This window comes from Marinomonas posidonica IVIA-Po-181, assembly GCF_000214215.1.
Lineage (GTDB): Bacteria > Pseudomonadota > Gammaproteobacteria > Pseudomonadales > Marinomonadaceae > Marinomonas > Marinomonas posidonica.
The window spans coordinates 633,433-647,532 of the sequence record NC_015559.1; the positions used below are offsets into that span (position 1 = coordinate 633,433).

Annotated in this window: 16 protein-coding genes and 9 tRNA genes; 19 read left to right on the plus strand and 6 right to left on the minus strand. The window is 43.8% G+C overall.

Annotation, left to right across the window (positions count from 1 at the left end):
• Nucleotides 1–28: 28 nt before the first annotated feature.
• The 10 genes from MAR181_RS02875 to MAR181_RS18445 all read left to right on the plus strand — a co-directional run bounded on the left by MAR181_RS02875 (nt 29) and on the right by MAR181_RS18445 (nt 2,313).
• Complete coding sequence (locus MAR181_RS02875; RefSeq protein WP_013795115.1) at nt 29–1,108, plus strand: polysaccharide deacetylase family protein; 1,080 nt, start codon at nt 29–31, stop codon at nt 1,106–1,108.
• Between the two features lie 62 nt (nt 1,109–1,170).
• A tRNA-Ser gene (locus MAR181_RS02880) sits at nt 1,171–1,261 on the plus strand.
• Between the two features lie 40 nt (nt 1,262–1,301).
• Nucleotides 1,302–1,377 (plus strand) — tRNA-Asn (locus MAR181_RS02885).
• 1 nt (nt 1,378) lies between these two features.
• Nucleotides 1,379–1,455: transfer RNA gene (locus MAR181_RS02890), tRNA-Pro, on the plus strand.
• Between the two features lie 24 nt (nt 1,456–1,479).
• A tRNA-His gene (locus MAR181_RS02895) sits at nt 1,480–1,555 on the plus strand.
• Nucleotides 1,556–1,569: 14 nt separating this feature from the next.
• Nucleotides 1,570–1,645: transfer RNA gene (locus MAR181_RS02900), tRNA-Lys, on the plus strand.
• Nucleotides 1,646–1,684: 39 nt separating this feature from the next.
• Nucleotides 1,685–1,760: transfer RNA gene (locus MAR181_RS02905), tRNA-Asn, on the plus strand.
• Between the two features lies 1 nt (nt 1,761).
• Nucleotides 1,762–1,838: transfer RNA gene (locus tag MAR181_RS02910), tRNA-Pro, on the plus strand.
• Nucleotides 1,839–1,864: 26 nt separating this feature from the next.
• Nucleotides 1,865–1,940, plus strand: a tRNA-Lys gene (locus MAR181_RS02915).
• A gap of 82 nt (nt 1,941–2,022) precedes the next feature.
• The gene (locus tag MAR181_RS18445) at nt 2,023–2,313 is read left to right on the plus strand and encodes a hypothetical protein (protein ID WP_171810303.1); all 291 of its coding nucleotides are present in this window, start codon (nt 2,023–2,025) and stop codon (nt 2,311–2,313) included.
• 261 nt (nt 2,314–2,574) lie between these two features.
• Here MAR181_RS18445 and MAR181_RS02920 read toward each other — a convergent pair.
• From MAR181_RS02920 to MAR181_RS02945, 6 genes are all read right to left on the minus strand, one after another.
• Nucleotides 2,575–2,658, minus strand: a tRNA-Tyr gene (locus MAR181_RS02920).
• Between the two features lie 51 nt (nt 2,659–2,709).
• The gene (locus MAR181_RS02925; protein ID WP_013795116.1) at nt 2,710–3,645 is read right to left on the minus strand and encodes a ProQ/FINO family protein; all 936 of its coding nucleotides are present in this window, start codon (nt 3,643–3,645) and stop codon (nt 2,710–2,712) included.
• A gap of 184 nt (nt 3,646–3,829) precedes the next feature.
• The gene (locus MAR181_RS02930) at nt 3,830–4,315 is read right to left on the minus strand and encodes a hypothetical protein (protein ID WP_013795117.1); all 486 of its coding nucleotides are present in this window, start codon (nt 4,313–4,315) and stop codon (nt 3,830–3,832) included.
• A complete protein-coding gene (locus tag MAR181_RS02935) occupies nt 4,312–4,542 on the minus strand; it encodes a cell division protein ZapB (protein ID WP_013795118.1) in 231 nt (76 codons plus the stop codon). The genes MAR181_RS02930 and MAR181_RS02935 overlap by 4 nt, the downstream gene beginning before the upstream one ends.
• A 60-nt stretch (nt 4,543–4,602) precedes the next feature.
• A complete protein-coding gene (locus MAR181_RS02940) occupies nt 4,603–5,796 on the minus strand; it encodes a flagellar assembly protein T N-terminal domain-containing protein (protein ID WP_013795119.1) in 1,194 nt (397 codons plus the stop codon).
• The gene (locus tag MAR181_RS02945; RefSeq protein WP_013795120.1) at nt 5,796–6,446 is read right to left on the minus strand and encodes an LPP20 family lipoprotein; all 651 of its coding nucleotides are present in this window, start codon (nt 6,444–6,446) and stop codon (nt 5,796–5,798) included. Before MAR181_RS02945 ends, MAR181_RS02940 begins: the two co-directional genes overlap by 1 nt.
• A gap of 400 nt (nt 6,447–6,846) precedes the next feature.
• On the opposite strand from MAR181_RS02945, the gene dinB reads away from it, so the two are divergent.
• From dinB to MAR181_RS02995, 9 genes are all read left to right on the plus strand, one after another.
• Entirely contained in the window at nt 6,847–7,908 is a 1,062-nt protein-coding gene (gene dinB, locus MAR181_RS02950) for a DNA polymerase IV (RefSeq protein WP_013795121.1), read from the plus strand.
• A 72-nt stretch (nt 7,909–7,980) separates the two neighbouring features.
• Complete coding sequence (locus MAR181_RS02955) at nt 7,981–8,961, plus strand: hypothetical protein (RefSeq protein WP_013795122.1); 981 nt, start codon at nt 7,981–7,983, stop codon at nt 8,959–8,961.
• Nucleotides 8,962–9,100: 139 nt separating this feature from the next.
• Nucleotides 9,101–9,769 (plus strand): alpha/beta hydrolase, encoded by a 669-nt coding sequence (locus MAR181_RS02960; RefSeq protein ID WP_013795123.1) that lies wholly within the window; start codon nt 9,101–9,103, stop codon nt 9,767–9,769.
• A gap of 9 nt (nt 9,770–9,778) precedes the next feature.
• The gene (locus tag MAR181_RS02965) at nt 9,779–10,579 is read left to right on the plus strand and encodes an inositol monophosphatase family protein (protein ID WP_013795124.1); all 801 of its coding nucleotides are present in this window, start codon (nt 9,779–9,781) and stop codon (nt 10,577–10,579) included.
• 98 nt (nt 10,580–10,677) lie between these two features.
• Nucleotides 10,678–11,139 carry a DUF2489 domain-containing protein gene (locus MAR181_RS02970; RefSeq protein WP_013795125.1) on the plus strand — a complete coding sequence of 154 codons (462 nt, stop codon included), beginning with the start codon at nt 10,678–10,680 and terminating at the stop codon, nt 11,137–11,139.
• Nucleotides 11,136–11,507, plus strand: a complete 372-nt coding sequence (locus tag MAR181_RS02975) for a hypothetical protein (RefSeq protein ID WP_013795126.1) — start codon at nt 11,136–11,138, stop codon at nt 11,505–11,507. The genes MAR181_RS02970 and MAR181_RS02975 overlap by 4 nt, the downstream gene beginning before the upstream one ends.
• 29 nt (nt 11,508–11,536) lie before the next feature.
• Nucleotides 11,537–12,367, plus strand: a complete 831-nt coding sequence (locus tag MAR181_RS02980) for a mechanosensitive ion channel family protein (protein ID WP_013795127.1) — start codon at nt 11,537–11,539, stop codon at nt 12,365–12,367.
• Nucleotides 12,368–12,722: 355 nt separating this feature from the next.
• Complete coding sequence (greB, locus tag MAR181_RS02990; RefSeq protein ID WP_013795128.1) at nt 12,723–13,232, plus strand: transcription elongation factor GreB; 510 nt, start codon at nt 12,723–12,725, stop codon at nt 13,230–13,232.
• On the plus strand, nt 13,229–14,092 hold the full coding sequence (locus MAR181_RS02995; protein ID WP_013795129.1) for a DUF72 domain-containing protein: 864 nt from the start codon (nt 13,229–13,231) through the stop codon (nt 14,090–14,092). Before greB ends, MAR181_RS02995 begins: the two co-directional genes overlap by 4 nt.
• Nucleotides 14,093–14,100: the final 8 nt, after the last annotated feature.

Genomic DNA, 14,100 nt, shown 5'->3' on the forward strand with positions numbered 1-14,100 from the left:
AAATATTAAACAAAGAGGAAGAAGTGGCATGTTGTCAAAGGTTCGCTATGGAGTGATGCGTTGTGGTTTGCTTGTCGGTGCGTTGGGAATGAGTATGATGGCGCAAGCGCAGGATTTTCTCCCCGTTTTGCAATACCACCATGTGAGCAGTACGTCACCGAAATCCACCTCAGTCACACCTGAGCAATTCACTGAGCATATGGACTATCTTCAAACCGCGGGTTTTAAGGTGATTGATCTTAAAACAGCGTTAGAGGATTTAAAGGCGAATAAGGCTTTACCTGAAAAAGCTGTTGCCATTACTTTTGATGATGCCTATCGCAACATCTATAAAGCGGGTTTTCCTATTTTAAAAGAGCGACACTTTCCCTTTACTGTGTTCATCAATACGGAACCAGTTGAGCGTAACAGTCGTAGCTTCTTAACATGGCAACAAATGAAAGAGATGGAAGAATTTGGTGGTGTGTTTGCTAATCATACTATCAGTCATCCTTATATGTTGCGTAAGCTTGAGGGTGAAACCGATGTCGCTTGGTCAACGCGAATGGAAACGGAAGTCGATACCGTTGAAGCTTTATTGAATGAACACCTAGGCCATTCTCCTAAAATGTTAGCTTACCCATATGGCGAGTCCAACCAAACCATTCGTTCCATGATGGCCGAAAAAGGCATCATGGCTTTTGGTCAGCAATCAGGTGTTGTGAGTGCGGATTCCGATTTTGAGAATTTACCGCGTTTTCCAGCGTCTGGTGCGTATTCCAAGTTGTCGACCTTGAAAACCAAGTTAAATTCACAGCCTATGCCGTTATTAACGGTTGATGCTGGTGGTGATTTTGCCGGCGTGGATCCTGTGTCAATTCGTTTGACCTTTAAAGAAGGTAAATATCGTTTCAAAGATTTAGCTTGTTATGTCTCCGGACAGGGGAAAGCGGCATTAGAGTGGGCTTCAGATCGTGAGGTGGTAGCGACAGCACCGAAAGCATTTGGTACCGGACGTGGTCGTATTAACTGTACCATGCCGGATAGAGCAGGGCGTAGTTACTACTGGTTTTCCAATGTTTGGATTCGTACAAAGGCGGATCAGCGCTATGTGAGTGAAAAAAGTTAAATTTTTTTCAAAAAAATGTTGCACTGAAATTTCAAATCAGTAATATACACCTCGCTCGCAACGGAGGGGTGGCAGAGCGGTTTAATGCACCAGTCTTGAAAACTGGCGTAGGTTAATAGCCTACCGAGAGTTCGAATCTCTCCTCCTCCGCCATCTTCTAAAGGTGTTAAGTTGCGGCAAAGATAAAATTAGTTCCTCGATAGCTCAGTTGGTAGAGCAAATGACTGTTAATCATTGGGTCACTGGTTCGAGTCCAGTTCGAGGAGCCATCGGAGTATAGCGCAGTCTGGTAGCGCGCCTGCTTTGGGAGCAGGATGTCGGGGGTTCGAATCCCTCTACTCCGACCAATTTTTATCTTTCATTTAGTAGTGGTGGGCGTAGCTCAGTTGGTAGAGCTATGGATTGTGATTCCATCGGTCGTGGGTTCGAGCCCCATCGTCCACCCCATTACTATGATAGTTGGGTCGTTAGCTCAGTTGGTAGAGCAGTTGACTTTTAATCAATTGGTCACTGGTTCGAATCCAGTACGACCCACCAACTATCTCTAATGCGATTTTCTGCACTAATCTGATTAATTCCTCGATAGCTCAGTTGGTAGAGCAAATGACTGTTAATCATTGGGTCACTGGTTCGAGTCCAGTTCGAGGAGCCATCGGAGTATAGCGCAGTCTGGTAGCGCGCCTGCTTTGGGAGCAGGATGTCGGGGGTTCGAATCCCTCTACTCCGACCATCAGAATACAGAATATCATTAAGAATGGGTCGTTAGCTCAGTTGGTAGAGCAGTTGACTTTTAATCAATTGGTCACTGGTTCGAATCCAGTACGACCCACCATTCTTACTCTTCTCTTTGTTTTAAATTCTAAGTGTCCCCTATTTCTGTGCTTTCTTCAGCTTTTTGCTTGATCTATTGAGGCTTGTGTTTTAGCTTTCCAGCTTTCCAGCTTTCCAGCTTTCCAGCTTTCCAGCTTTCCAGCTTTCCAGCTTTCCAGCTTTCCAGCTTTCCAGCTTTCCAGCTTTCCAGCTTTCCAGCTTTCCAGCTTTCCAGCTTTCCAGCTTTCCAGCTTTCCAGCTTTCCAGCTTTCCAGCTTTCCAGCTTTCCAGCTTTCCAGCTTTCCAGCTTTCCAGCTTTCCAGCTTTCCAGCTTTCCAGCTTTCCAGCTTTCCAGCTTTCCAGTTGTCTTTTCTTGGTTGTTTTGCTTGTATTAGGTTGTTGGTGGGGTTGTAGCCTTATCTGTAGGGGTAAGGGTTTGAAGTGTTGGGTGTGGGTGTTGTATCGCGTTCTGTGGTGTTTTAAGGTTGCTTTTGTTTCTATGTGCGGTGTATTTCTTTAATGAAGGTTTTTTTATGGTGGTCTTTGGGCTGAATTAGGTGTTTTAAGCGGATTGGTGTTGTTTCTTTTTGATTTTTTAAGAGTGTCGAGGAGATTTTTTATATAGGAAACAAGATATTATCTTGTGAATAGAGAAATGGTGGAGGGAGGTGGATTCGAACCACCGAAACTTTCGTGGCAGATTTACAATCTGCTCCCTTTGGCCACTCGGGAACCCCTCCACAGCAGCGCGGCATATAATATATACCGCGCTCAGGGATGTAAACTATTTTTTAAGATTTATTTAATAATTTTTCCAACTTGGCTTTCATTCGATCTTCTGGTGACAGATTATCGTACTGACTGTCTGTTTTTGGGGCGACTTTTTTGGTTTTCTTGTTTGTTTGGGGCTTGGTATTTGCTTTAGCCTTGTTCGGGCGTGGCGCTTTGTCTTTGGTTGGGCGATTGGTGGTCGCTTTTGGCTTGCGAGGCATCATAGATTCAGGCAGTGCCGGTTCGTCATTTACAGCAATCCCTTCCAAGTCAATGCGAGGCTGACCAGACAAAAGGCATTTTTTATATCTGTCTGAGCGTGTGTAGGCCGCTAAGGCACGTTTTTGCTTACTGGCATTGAAGTCGTCATCTAAAACCATGTCCTGGTCTATGCCCACTTTAAGAGGCTTAGGTTGGTTCCAATTGAAGGCTTTCGGGTAGCGGTCTTCCAACATCTTAATAAGACGACGGTTGTTTTTCTGATTGCGCTGACGTTTCCGTTGTTCTGCCGTCATAGTGGCTTCCTGTTGAGTAGGCATGTCACTTGGCGTCATATCAACATCAGTTTGTTTTTCTTCTTCCGCTAGCTTGCTAGGCTCTGGTTGTTGTGTAGTCATGTAATTCGTCTGTTCAGTTGTCGTGTTGGTGGTGTCAGGTTCAACACCTTCGTACAGTAAGTCAAAGTTGAGTTGATGCTCAACTGCTGGACTCGCTTTTTGTTGTGGGGTCGCTGCTATGTTTTTTGTTTCCAGAAGATCTAATGAGTCTGCTATATAAAATTGCAGTTGATCTTCAGTGGAGCGACTTTCCATTTGTGTCAGTAAGTCCATTGAGGCATTGTGCTCAGTGGTACTTGGTTTGCTATCCTTTAGCTGTTGTATCTCCTCGTTAGCATCTTCTAGCTGTTTTGTTAGCCAGTCAATCCTTGCTTCGAGTTGGGCAATTAAATGTTCCATAAACACGAGGCTCAGTTTTGTATTGGGCTTAATGGAATGCTTCGGGTGTTACTGGTTCCAAGCATTTCTTTCTTTTGTATCTCATTTGGCAAAGTGACAGTAATGCCTTCATTGCTTTGCCACCAAGCATAGGTTGTTGTAATTAAAAAGCCCGCAATGATAAATGGTGCAAATTTCATGTTATTTAAAAAGTTAATCCTGCGCCAACCATGATGTGTTTGTCGTAGGTTTCGTCATCACTGTTGAGTACTTTAATGAATATATCGATACGAGATGCATCAGAGGTGGCAATGCGAAAGCCGGCTTCTGGGTAGAAAACAACCTCATCTAAAAACGATACGCCGCCCCCTATGTAAGACCACATGGGCAATCCAGGAAAAATTTGTAATGCTGGGCTGGCGCTGTATAAGCGAGTGCCTAGGTGAATTGCGCTTTCAAAGCTTTCGCCTAGTACAAAGCTAAAGCCACCATGAAAAGAAATGTTTGCAGGTGTAGTGAATTCCATGCCGGCATTCAATATGGACGTAACATTGTCTTCTCCGTCTCTGCCATCTGGGCGAGCGGCCGCTGATTCAAAGGTGATTAAACTGGCAATTTGACCGCCTTGGTCAATAGCATAGGTATGAGCACTGACTAACATCAGTGCCGCTACTAGAAGTACTGATCTCATTGTTTGTTGTCCATTTGATTTAATCGGCTCAGCATTTGAGAAAGCGAGCTTTCCCAATTTGACTGCTGCTCTTTGGATTGGTTTAACGTGTTCTGTAGTTCTGATTTTTCTTCGTTTAATTCGTAATTTTGCATTTCTAAATCCGCAATGCGCTTACGCAGGGAACCTATTTCTTCAACTGCTTCGTTGATGCGTTGTTCTAAGTGATGTAGTAGTTCGTTGTTCATAATCAAATCCTAAAAATATAATCGCTGATGTTGAGCGTGTGTTTTAAAGTGTGTCAGTTTTTACCAAGCAATAACAACATCTTGTTGTTGAACGTTTAATATGTGTGAATCAACAACAAGTTCACCTACCGAGAAATTGGGCTGTACTTGTTTGATTGTAACACTGATGTTGGCATTGTTCAGCTGAGTCTGGGCGGACTGTAGCTGATTAAATACTTCGTAGCGACGGTAAACATTAAATTTGTCCCCTGGTTTAATGCCTGCAATGGAGCCAGCAGCAATGTGAACGCGGTTGCCTTCTGTACGAAATATATTGGCAATGAAGGGCTGGCAGCGCAACTGTTCGCTGGTGTCTAAGGCGCTTTGCTTTAGAGCTTGCTGAACCACTTTACCATAATTTATGGTCCAAAATTTTGTGCTGCCAAAGCCAACGCGCTTGTTGTCTGCAATATCCCAATTGCCTATTTCACTGTATCTGTGTTCAAACAGCAAGGCACCACTAAAGCCATCGTATAGATAGATATCGACCACAAAGTTCCTTTCTTTATTTTCGGCAGCTAAAGGAGTGGTATTGGTTTTGTTATTGGGTTGTCGTTGGTAAAGTTCACCGATGTCACGAATAACGCCACTGATAATATATTGAACGCCGAGTTGCTCGCTAATGCGAGTAACGTTGGTTAGGGAGCCATCGTAGTTGGTGGAAGAGGGGGCGTTGATTAAATCAGGGTAAATTGAAATATTCGTGGCAGTTAACGCTTTTAGATAACCTTGTTTATTGATTTCGTCCGCTAGGTTCTTGGGTAGTTCACGGGAGATGTTATTAATAGCACCAAGCTGGGCTTGTTGCGGTATTTGTAAATCAAAACCTGTCACACCAACGGTTTTTCGATAATAACTCGTTGGCCCTGTGCTGCATTGGGAGTCGGGGGTAACATCGATGCGAGCAACGACTTTTAAAAAGTTTCCTGTCTGTTCTTCTGAAATGATTTTGGCTCGTTGGACATGACTTGAGCTGCGAATGGCAATGCTTGAATTGACTTCGCCATTGGTCATTTCATCTTTCACATTCACTCGCGAGCCTGATTCGAGAACGGCTTGCTTTATAGCTTGTTCGGTCGCTCGATAGCGTGCATCCGCTATGTCGTTATCATAGATAACGGCTTCGCCAATTGCGTCAATAGTGACAGCAAGCGTCGCATTCGATAGGGTAAAAAGTATGGCGCTTAAAAGTAGTTTGATTCGTCGCAATGTCATCACTCAATGCTATAGAAATTAGTCGTAGGCGTTGAGCTTTGAACATTCACCGCACGATAGCCTGGTTGAACCTGGCAATTAGGGTCATTGGCAACACCTTGAGACGAGGTAATACATTGACGAAAATTTTCCTGCAAAGCCATTTCAACAACGGTCTCGAAAGTGCCATCTTCATGTTCCCTTTGAGAAACAACTTTGGCACCCACTAAATAAGCGTCAACATAAGTACGTAATTCGTCGTTTTGAATGACCATATTACTTAAAGAGCTTGAACCGTCAATTTTCAAACCGTAGACACGCTCAGAAAGGTTGCGATAAGCGTCCAGCATGGAGCTGCGCAATGTCATAATACGGGCTTGTGACTTAGTTAAACGTTTATTGGTTGTGAGAGCAGCGTAGCCGGTTGCAGTGACGATAATGGGTTCTTGTTTGATGACAGCAATAGTGTTGTTAGCATTGACTGCACCAACGGTACCAGTTTGGCCATAGTTCAAAGCGGTGTCAGTGGAGCCACCTACTTGATTGCCATTACATGGTGCCACGGAAGTACAGGTTCCTGTTCCAGCGGTGCTGGTTTGGTTTAGGTTTTGACAACCTACTAGTAGGATTGTCCCTGTTGCAATCAAAAGAATGCGAATTACGTGTGTCATGATGGTGCCCTTTGTGTGGTAGTCTCTACTTTTTCTTGTCGGCAAGAGTCTGTGTTGCTTAACTTTTTCACTTGTCTATTAGAAATGAATCCCTGCGTTCACAGTGACGAAGGCTCGCTTCCTATTCGAGACATTCTGTCCCATGAATAAAATGTAAACTATTTTACGTGTTAGCGTCCATTTTTACAGTCTCAAATCGATGATTTTCTTTGTTTTATATGGCAAAAATAACGTCTAAATAGATGGACGACCTTTTTTGACGGATTTGCTAGGTTATTTTTACCCGTATTGTTTTGATTTTATCAGGTCTAGTTGACCAGATCACAGAATTTACATTGTGTTGTTTAGGGTGGGTTTGCTGTATATACTGTTTATATGTACAGTATTGGCGCTTGCTATTATGACGTTTACAGAACGTAAAATTATACACATCGATGCCGATTGCTTTTATGCCGCCATTGAAATGCGTGATAATCCAGCTTTGAAGGGGTTGCCTTTGGCTATTGGCGGTTCATCTGAGCAGCGCAGTGTGTTATCCACTGCTAATTATCCCGCTCGCTCCTACGGTGTTCGATCAGCAATGCCAGTGGCGGTGGCCAAACGATTGTGCCCTGATTTACTGATCTTGCCTGGGCATATGGAAAAGTATCGTCTTGCCTCTCAGCAAATGCATGACATTTTTAGACAATATACTCATGTTATTGAGCCTTTGTCTTTGGATGAAGCTTATTTGGATGTGACTCACTCAACACAATGTCAGGGCAGTGCGACCCTAATGGCTGATCGTATTCGTCAGCAAATTTTATCGACGGTTGGGATCACGGTATCCGCTGGCGTTGCCACTAATAAATTTATTGCCAAAGTGGCCAGTGATTGGGATAAACCCGATGGTCTCACGCTTGTTACCCCTAAGCAGCAAGATGATTTTGTGGCGGCCATACCGGTTAAGTGCATTTCTGGGGTTGGTAAAGTCGCCCAGCAAAAATTGGCCGAACTTGGCGTGTTCTATTGTGCTGATTTGCAAAAGGTAGAGTTTGCGGTATTGCAAAAACGCTTTGGTAGCATGGCATTTCGTTTATCTCAATTTGCGCTAGGCATCGATGAGCGTCCGGTGCAAATGTCGAGAGATCGCAAAAGTGTTTCTGTGGAGCATACTTTTGCTGAGGACCTAATAGGGGTTGAGCCTTGTTTGAATGTCTTGCCAGAGCTTATTAAAGCGTTGAAAAAACGTATGGCGGGGCGAGGCTACGAAGCACGTTTGAGTAAATATTACTTAAAACTCAAGTTTGATGATTTTAAGCAAACAACGATAGAGCAACCGATCCAACGTAAATTATCTGAAACGGTTTTTTCTGAACTTTTGCAGCAAGCATACTCACGTGCGAAACGCCCAGTTCGTTTGATTGGTGTTGGCTATCGTCTATCTAATGCGATGTCATTGCAACTGTCTTTGCCTTTTTAGTTTGTGTAAAATTTGTACAGCTCTGTGTATCTCTGACTATACTTTAAGACCAACGGTATGGAGGTGTTTATTATGTTAGAGCGGCAGGTAAATTCTCATATGAATCATTCCAGCTTACCAGACCCTTTGTCTCAACGTTTAAGGTTTGAAGTGGAGCAAACGTTAAGTGCACTGTACGCCGATGCCTCATTAATTGATCAGCTTGATAGTTTGTATTTGCCTTTTGCAACTTGGTTGAGTAAGAAAGCGGGTCGTCGAGATGGGCCGCTGATACTAGGTTTGGGGGGCGCGCAAGGCTGCGGTAAAACGACCTTTGCGAGTGTTGTTAGTCGCATTTTGGTGAAGGGGTTTGATTTAAATGCGGTCGTGATCAGCTTGGACGATTTGTACAGTACTCGTCAGGATCGATTAATGTTTGCAGATAAGACTACGCCGTTATTTTCGGTGCGTGGTGTTCCTGGGACGCATGATGTCACTTTTGCCATGAACTTATTTCAGCGTGCAAGGCAATTAAAAGATGGTGAAGTGATGATGTTCCCATGTTTTGATAAGTCCATTGATGAGCGAAAAGCGGTGCATCTCTGGAAGGAAGTGCGAGGGCCAATTGATGTTGTTTTATTTGAAGGTTGGTGCGTCGGTTCGCCTGAAATAACAGGGGATTTGAGTTCTCCAATCAATGTTTTAGAGCGCGATAAAGACGCGCAAGGGGTTTGGCGACAGTCAGTGAATGAATTGTTAAAAAATGAATATCGTGAGTTGTTTTCCATGCTGGATTTGATGGTCTGGATGCAGGCGCCAAATTATGACATTGTTTACCAATGGCGCAACAAGCAAGAGCGTTTATTAGAAGCGCATTTACTCGACATTCATGGAGTACTTTTAGATACCCTGGATTTGAAGGTCATGTCGCCGGAAGAATTGAAAGACTTTATGCAATATTATGAGCGTCTTACTCGTCACATGTTGGCAGTGATGCCAGAGCGAGCAGACGTGCTGATGCGCTTGGATGAAGGTCAAAGTGTGCAAGAGGTTCGGTATCCTACTGAACATTAAATAATGTCTTAAGCAGCACGATAAGAGCATCAATATGATAGGCTATAGCGATTCGCAATAGCCTATTTTTTTGGCCCAGATGTTTGAGCCATTTTTAACGTTTAACGCTTTATGATGCTTTTTTGGGAGAGTTTAGAGAATGACAGATTTGCTGCCAGTAGTAGAAGTAGAAACCGCCGCTAAACCGGATGCAGCGGTAATTTGGTTACATGGATTGGGGGCTGATGGTCATGATTTTGAAGCCTTGGTACCCGCATTGTCCTTGCAAGATGGTTTGGCGGTACGATTTGTGTTTCCTCATGCGCCACAACGCCCTGTGACCATTAATGGTGGTATGCCAATGCGTGCTTGGTACGATATTTTGGAAATGACTCTGGAGCGTAAAGTCGATATGGCGAATATCCAAGAGTCTGCGCAGCAAATAGAAAATCTTATCGAAGATCAGATTGCCAAGGGAATTTCTCCTGACCGCATTATTTTAGCGGGTTTCTCTCAAGGTGGCGTCATTGCTTATCAAGTAGGGTTGCACACAGCTCATGTGCTAGGTGGCGTGATGGCTTTGTCCACCTATTTGGTGAATAGTGAGGAAATGGCTCAGGCCGAGTTTTGTCCTAATGGGAAAACCCCTTTTTTAATTCATCATGGTTCTCAGGATCCGGTTGTCGCTCCCGTATTAGGTGCCCAAGCGCAAGCCTATTTGACTTCTCAGGGGTATGACGTCACTTATCAAGTTTATGATATGCCGCATGCGGTTTGCCCTGAGCAGGTACAAGACATTTCCGCTTGGCTCAATGCGCAATTAGGATAAGGAGGCAGTATGTCGTCTGATTATGATCAATGGTTGAGTTTTGCCAAGCAGTTGGCTCAAGACGCAGGAGAACTGATTGTTGAGGCCCGTAAGACGGCGACATTTGACCGAAATTATAAGTTGCATCATGAATTGGTGACCTCAACAGACATTGCGGTGGATACCTTTATCTGTGAGAAAATTGCTGCGACTTTTCCACACCATAAAATTCTTTCGGAAGAGTCCTTTCCAGAGCTTGATGTTGATAGCTTGGTCGATGGTGTTCCTATTTGGGTGATTGATCCGATTGATGGTACGGTCAATTTTGCCCATGGTCACCATCATGTGGCGGTTTCGATTGGTCTGTTTATCGGTTCGACGCGTATCTTGGGAGTTGTGTATGCACCGTTTCTAGCCGAGTGTTATTCCGCTTTGCGAGGAAAAGGGGCCTATTGTAACGATCAAAAGCTGTTTGTTTCGGCTGCATCGGCTCTGCGTAATGCATTGGTGGCGACGGGGTTTCCTTATCAGAAAGCATCGCTACCAGACTTGATAGAGCGACTGAGTCGAGTGCTACATGCATGTCAGGACGTGCGTCGTAATGGCTCTGCGGCATTGGATTTGTGTTGGGTTGCAGCGGGGCGGTTAGATGCCTATTACGAGACGGTGAAGCCATGGGACATGGCGGCAGGTGCACTGATTGCGGAAGAGGCTGGTGCTAGGTTGGGGTATTTTCTAGCTCCCCAAGTGGCTTGGCCTGAAGCCGTCAATGGTGAAGGCTTGTTAGTATCTACGCCCGCTTTGTATGATGATTTAAAGGCCTTGCTTTGATCGTTAGGGTAATAATATTTGGTTGAATTGTATCCAGTTGTTATTTGATTGACACAATTGGGTGTTTTCTTTGTATAGATTATGTTTAAAGGTTCAGTATGTCTCTTTTCGTATTTTTCTTAGCGTTGCTGGCTTGTGTTGTTGTTATGGGGATTTCGCTTTGGTTTATTCGTCAGCAGTTAAAGGCCAGTCAATTAAGGGCTGAGCGTATTCAGGCGGGTGAGGCGCGTTATCGAGAAGAGCGTCAAAAAGCCGTGGATAGCATTCGAGTGTTGCTTAAAGTAGCGGGTACGGATGAAGTGAATTGGATTGAAGCGAGCATCCGAATTAAAAACTTGTTAGACAAACTGAGCCTAGATTTATCAGAACATAAGGAGATCTCAGTGTTTTATCTGGTGACTGAAAAAACCGAGCATATTCCGACACATGAACAATGGCGGTCTTTGCCGAAACAAGCCAAAAATAAGTTTCAAAAAGAAATGGACGGTTATGAAAAGGCGCATGTAGAAGATCTTAAAAAAGCCAAAGTGTCATTATTGGCGTTTGATTTCTCAGAATGATGTTTGAGCTACTGCTTTCTGCTTTTGTTTTTTTCATTTTATTGATGGGATTAATGGTCTTTTTTGTGCGTCATCAATCCAAAATGCCTTATTACAGACAAACTCAGGCGGACTGTGTCGCTATGCTAGAAAAAGCGTTGGCAGGAAGGCTGCCTGAGTTTGAATGGCATGCTTTTATTGGCTTAAGTATCCGTGATAATGAAAGCTTGGATGCCCTTAGGGAACGATGTTGTTGGATTGATGAATTCGGAACCAAAGGAACTCAGCTTGTAAAAGGCCGTCCTTGTGTGTCTTTTAGTAACGAAGGGCGGAAAGAATTAGAAAAGCTGTTGGATGAGTGGCAGCATAAAGCAGATTATTTGGTCTGATGTAATTTTTGAAGGATAGGGTTTGGATTATGAATGATATACAGGCGGTATTTGATCAAGGTGCCGAGTGGATGCCTTGGTTAATGGACAGTGCAATGAGCTTAGCCATTGGTTTGATTATTTTCTTTGTGGGTAAATTTATTGCGGCAAAGATTTCGGGTTGGTGTGAAAAGCGTTTATTGAAATCTTCCGTGGACAAAGCGGTAGCGGGTTTTGCCTCAAGCATTTTATATGCTTTGATGTTTGCTGGTGTTGTGTTGATGGCGTTGGGGCAAATTGGCGTTGAAACAACCTCTTTTATCGCCATTCTTGGTGCTGCAGGTCTTGCTGTTGGTTTGGCTTTGCAAGGTTCCTTGTCGAACTTTGCCTCTGGCGTGTTGATTATTTTGTTGCGTCCATTCCGTTCTGGCGATTTTGTGGATGCTGGTGGTCAAATGGGAACAGTAAATCGTATCGAGCTGTTTCATACGTATCTTATAACACCTGACAATCGAGTCATTATCGTACCTAATTCAGCGATAATGAACGGTGCTATTGTGAATTTTTCTCGTGAATCGACTCGTCGTTTGGATCTAGTGGTTGGTATTAGTTATGATGCGGACATTCGCTTGGCAAAGCAGATTATGGAAGAGATCGTAGAAGCTGATGAGCGTATTCTAAAAGACCCTGTCTGTGTGATTGCTGTCGCGGAACTGGCTGACAGCTCAGTGAACTTTAATCTACGTCCTTGGGTGGCATCGGCAGATTATTGGACAGTGCGTGCGGATTTGTTAGAAAAAATCAAATATGCTTTTGATGAGCGTGGTGTTGGTATTCCTTACCCACAAATGGACGTTCATTTGCACAAACAAGAATCTTAATTTTTTTACCAATTAAGATTAAAATGCCGCTAAGTACTTTTACTTAGCGGCATTTTTTATGGCTGTTGTTATGGTAGGTCCGAATAAGCCTTCTGAAAGACACGAAGGGCGCGGGCTAAGCTCTCTTTATTCTTTGTTAAGCTTGTTGCTAATATACTGATATTGGAGGGCGAAACTTGCCTCGAATAAAAGAGCGTTATTCCCACGCTGACCCCTACATGGATGTAGGGGATTAGAGCAACGCATAACCACAAGGATGTGGTGTAGTAGTGCAACCCAGGAGTGGTTGCCGAGGAGCACCTTGCCGTAGCCAGTGAACTTGTTCGTACCTTCCTTATCCATTTGAGGCTTTTATATGAGTCGTTATCGACCTCCTACTCCACCTAAATCAAATTATATTACCTATGAAGGTTCGCAAACATTATTAGCGGAGCTCAAGTACCTTTGGAAAGAAAAGCGTCCAGCAGTGACTGAGTCTGTTCGTGAGGCAGCAGCTCAAGGGGATAGGTCGGAAAATGCAGAATATATTTATGGAAAAAAACAGCTGCGTGAAATTGATCGTCGAGTGCGTTATCTGGAAAAGCGTTTAGATCATTGTACTGTGGTCGATAGAATTCCAGATAATCAAGATAGGGTCTTTTTTGGCGCTTGGGTGACCTTGGAAGATGACGAGGGTAAACAAGAATGTTTTCGTATTGTTGGGCCGGATGAACTGGACCACCACTCTGACTACATTAGTATGGATTCTCCTGTCGCTAAGGCTTTGCTAAAAAAACAGGAAGGGGATGAAGTGATGATTCGTCGTGCTGAGGGCGAAAAACTGTATTTGATTGATCAGGTAGAGTACCGGCCAGTTAAAATATGACTCTATATTATGGTATGGCGCAATGGCAGCATCCGGCTTGGGTGGATTGGCTGTATTCTTCTCAACTTCCATCAAGCGAGCGACTCGTTGAGTATTCTAACGTCTTTAACTCGGTAGAAGTTGGTAGTACCTTCTATGCGCCAGTTTCTGATCAGCAGTTAATGAGATGGTATCAACAAGTTGGTGACCACTTTCGTTTTAGTTTTAAAGTACCTCAGCAAATATCCCATCAGTTACATCAACGACCAATAGAAGATATTTTACGAGACTGGCAAGACTTTCAAACTAAATTGTCGCCACTGAAAAGCAAGTTAGGGGCTACCATGCTACAGCTGCCGGGGCGTTTAGATGCCAAGTATTTATCTAAGTTATTGATATTACTTAACGCGTGGCAGCTTGATGCCCCGTTGAGTGTTGAAGTTCGCCATTTGGATTTTTTTGATAAAGACAAGCATGAAACAGTGTTATTACAGGCCTTATTTGAGTGTCAGGTAAATAAAGTCGTCATGGACTCTCGACCAGTATTTTCGACTGATGCGTATAATGAGAGTCTACAAGAGGCCCAGCAGAAAAAGCCAAGAGTGCCTTGTCATCCCATTGCGACAGCAAGTCATCCTGTTGTGCGATACGTTGGTCATCCTGATTTAGAAACGAATCATTTTTGGTTGGATCAATGGGCGACTAAGTTGAAAGACTGGTTGGGGCAAGGGTTGCAGCCAAGTGTATTTGTGCATTCATCCGATAACATTGCGGCACCTACTTTAGCTTCTTGGTTGGATGATAAATTGGTGGCGAATGGTGCGGTGTCGACGAAACAAATTTTATTGCCTGAAAGTCACGAGCAGATGCCGCTTATTTGATGGCTGGA

Coding starts and splice junctions, on each gene's coding strand:
- MAR181_RS02875 (WP_013795115.1), top strand. CDS start 29: ATGTTGTCAAAGGTTCGCTATGGAGTGATGCGTTGTGGTTTGCTTGTC.
- MAR181_RS02925 (WP_013795116.1), bottom strand. CDS start 3,645: ATGGAACATTTAATTGCCCAACTCGAAGCAAGGATTGACTGGCTAACA.
- MAR181_RS02930 (WP_013795117.1), bottom strand. CDS start 4,315: ATGAGATCAGTACTTCTAGTAGCGGCACTGATGTTAGTCAGTGCTCAT.
- MAR181_RS02935 (WP_013795118.1), bottom strand. CDS start 4,542: ATGAACAACGAACTACTACATCACTTAGAACAACGCATCAACGAAGCA.
- MAR181_RS02940 (WP_013795119.1), bottom strand. CDS start 5,796: ATGACATTGCGACGAATCAAACTACTTTTAAGCGCCATACTTTTTACC.
- MAR181_RS02945 (WP_013795120.1), bottom strand. CDS start 6,446: ATGACACACGTAATTCGCATTCTTTTGATTGCAACAGGGACAATCCTA.
- dinB (WP_013795121.1), top strand. CDS start 6,847: ATGACGTTTACAGAACGTAAAATTATACACATCGATGCCGATTGCTTT.
- MAR181_RS02955 (WP_013795122.1), top strand. CDS start 7,981: ATGTTAGAGCGGCAGGTAAATTCTCATATGAATCATTCCAGCTTACCA.
- MAR181_RS02960 (WP_013795123.1), top strand. CDS start 9,101: ATGACAGATTTGCTGCCAGTAGTAGAAGTAGAAACCGCCGCTAAACCG.
- MAR181_RS02965 (WP_013795124.1), top strand. CDS start 9,779: ATGTCGTCTGATTATGATCAATGGTTGAGTTTTGCCAAGCAGTTGGCT.
- MAR181_RS02970 (WP_013795125.1), top strand. CDS start 10,678: ATGTCTCTTTTCGTATTTTTCTTAGCGTTGCTGGCTTGTGTTGTTGTT.
- MAR181_RS02975 (WP_013795126.1), top strand. CDS start 11,136: ATGATGTTTGAGCTACTGCTTTCTGCTTTTGTTTTTTTCATTTTATTG.
- MAR181_RS02980 (WP_013795127.1), top strand. CDS start 11,537: ATGAATGATATACAGGCGGTATTTGATCAAGGTGCCGAGTGGATGCCT.
- greB (WP_013795128.1), top strand. CDS start 12,723: ATGAGTCGTTATCGACCTCCTACTCCACCTAAATCAAATTATATTACC.
- MAR181_RS02995 (WP_013795129.1), top strand. CDS start 13,229: ATGACTCTATATTATGGTATGGCGCAATGGCAGCATCCGGCTTGGGTG.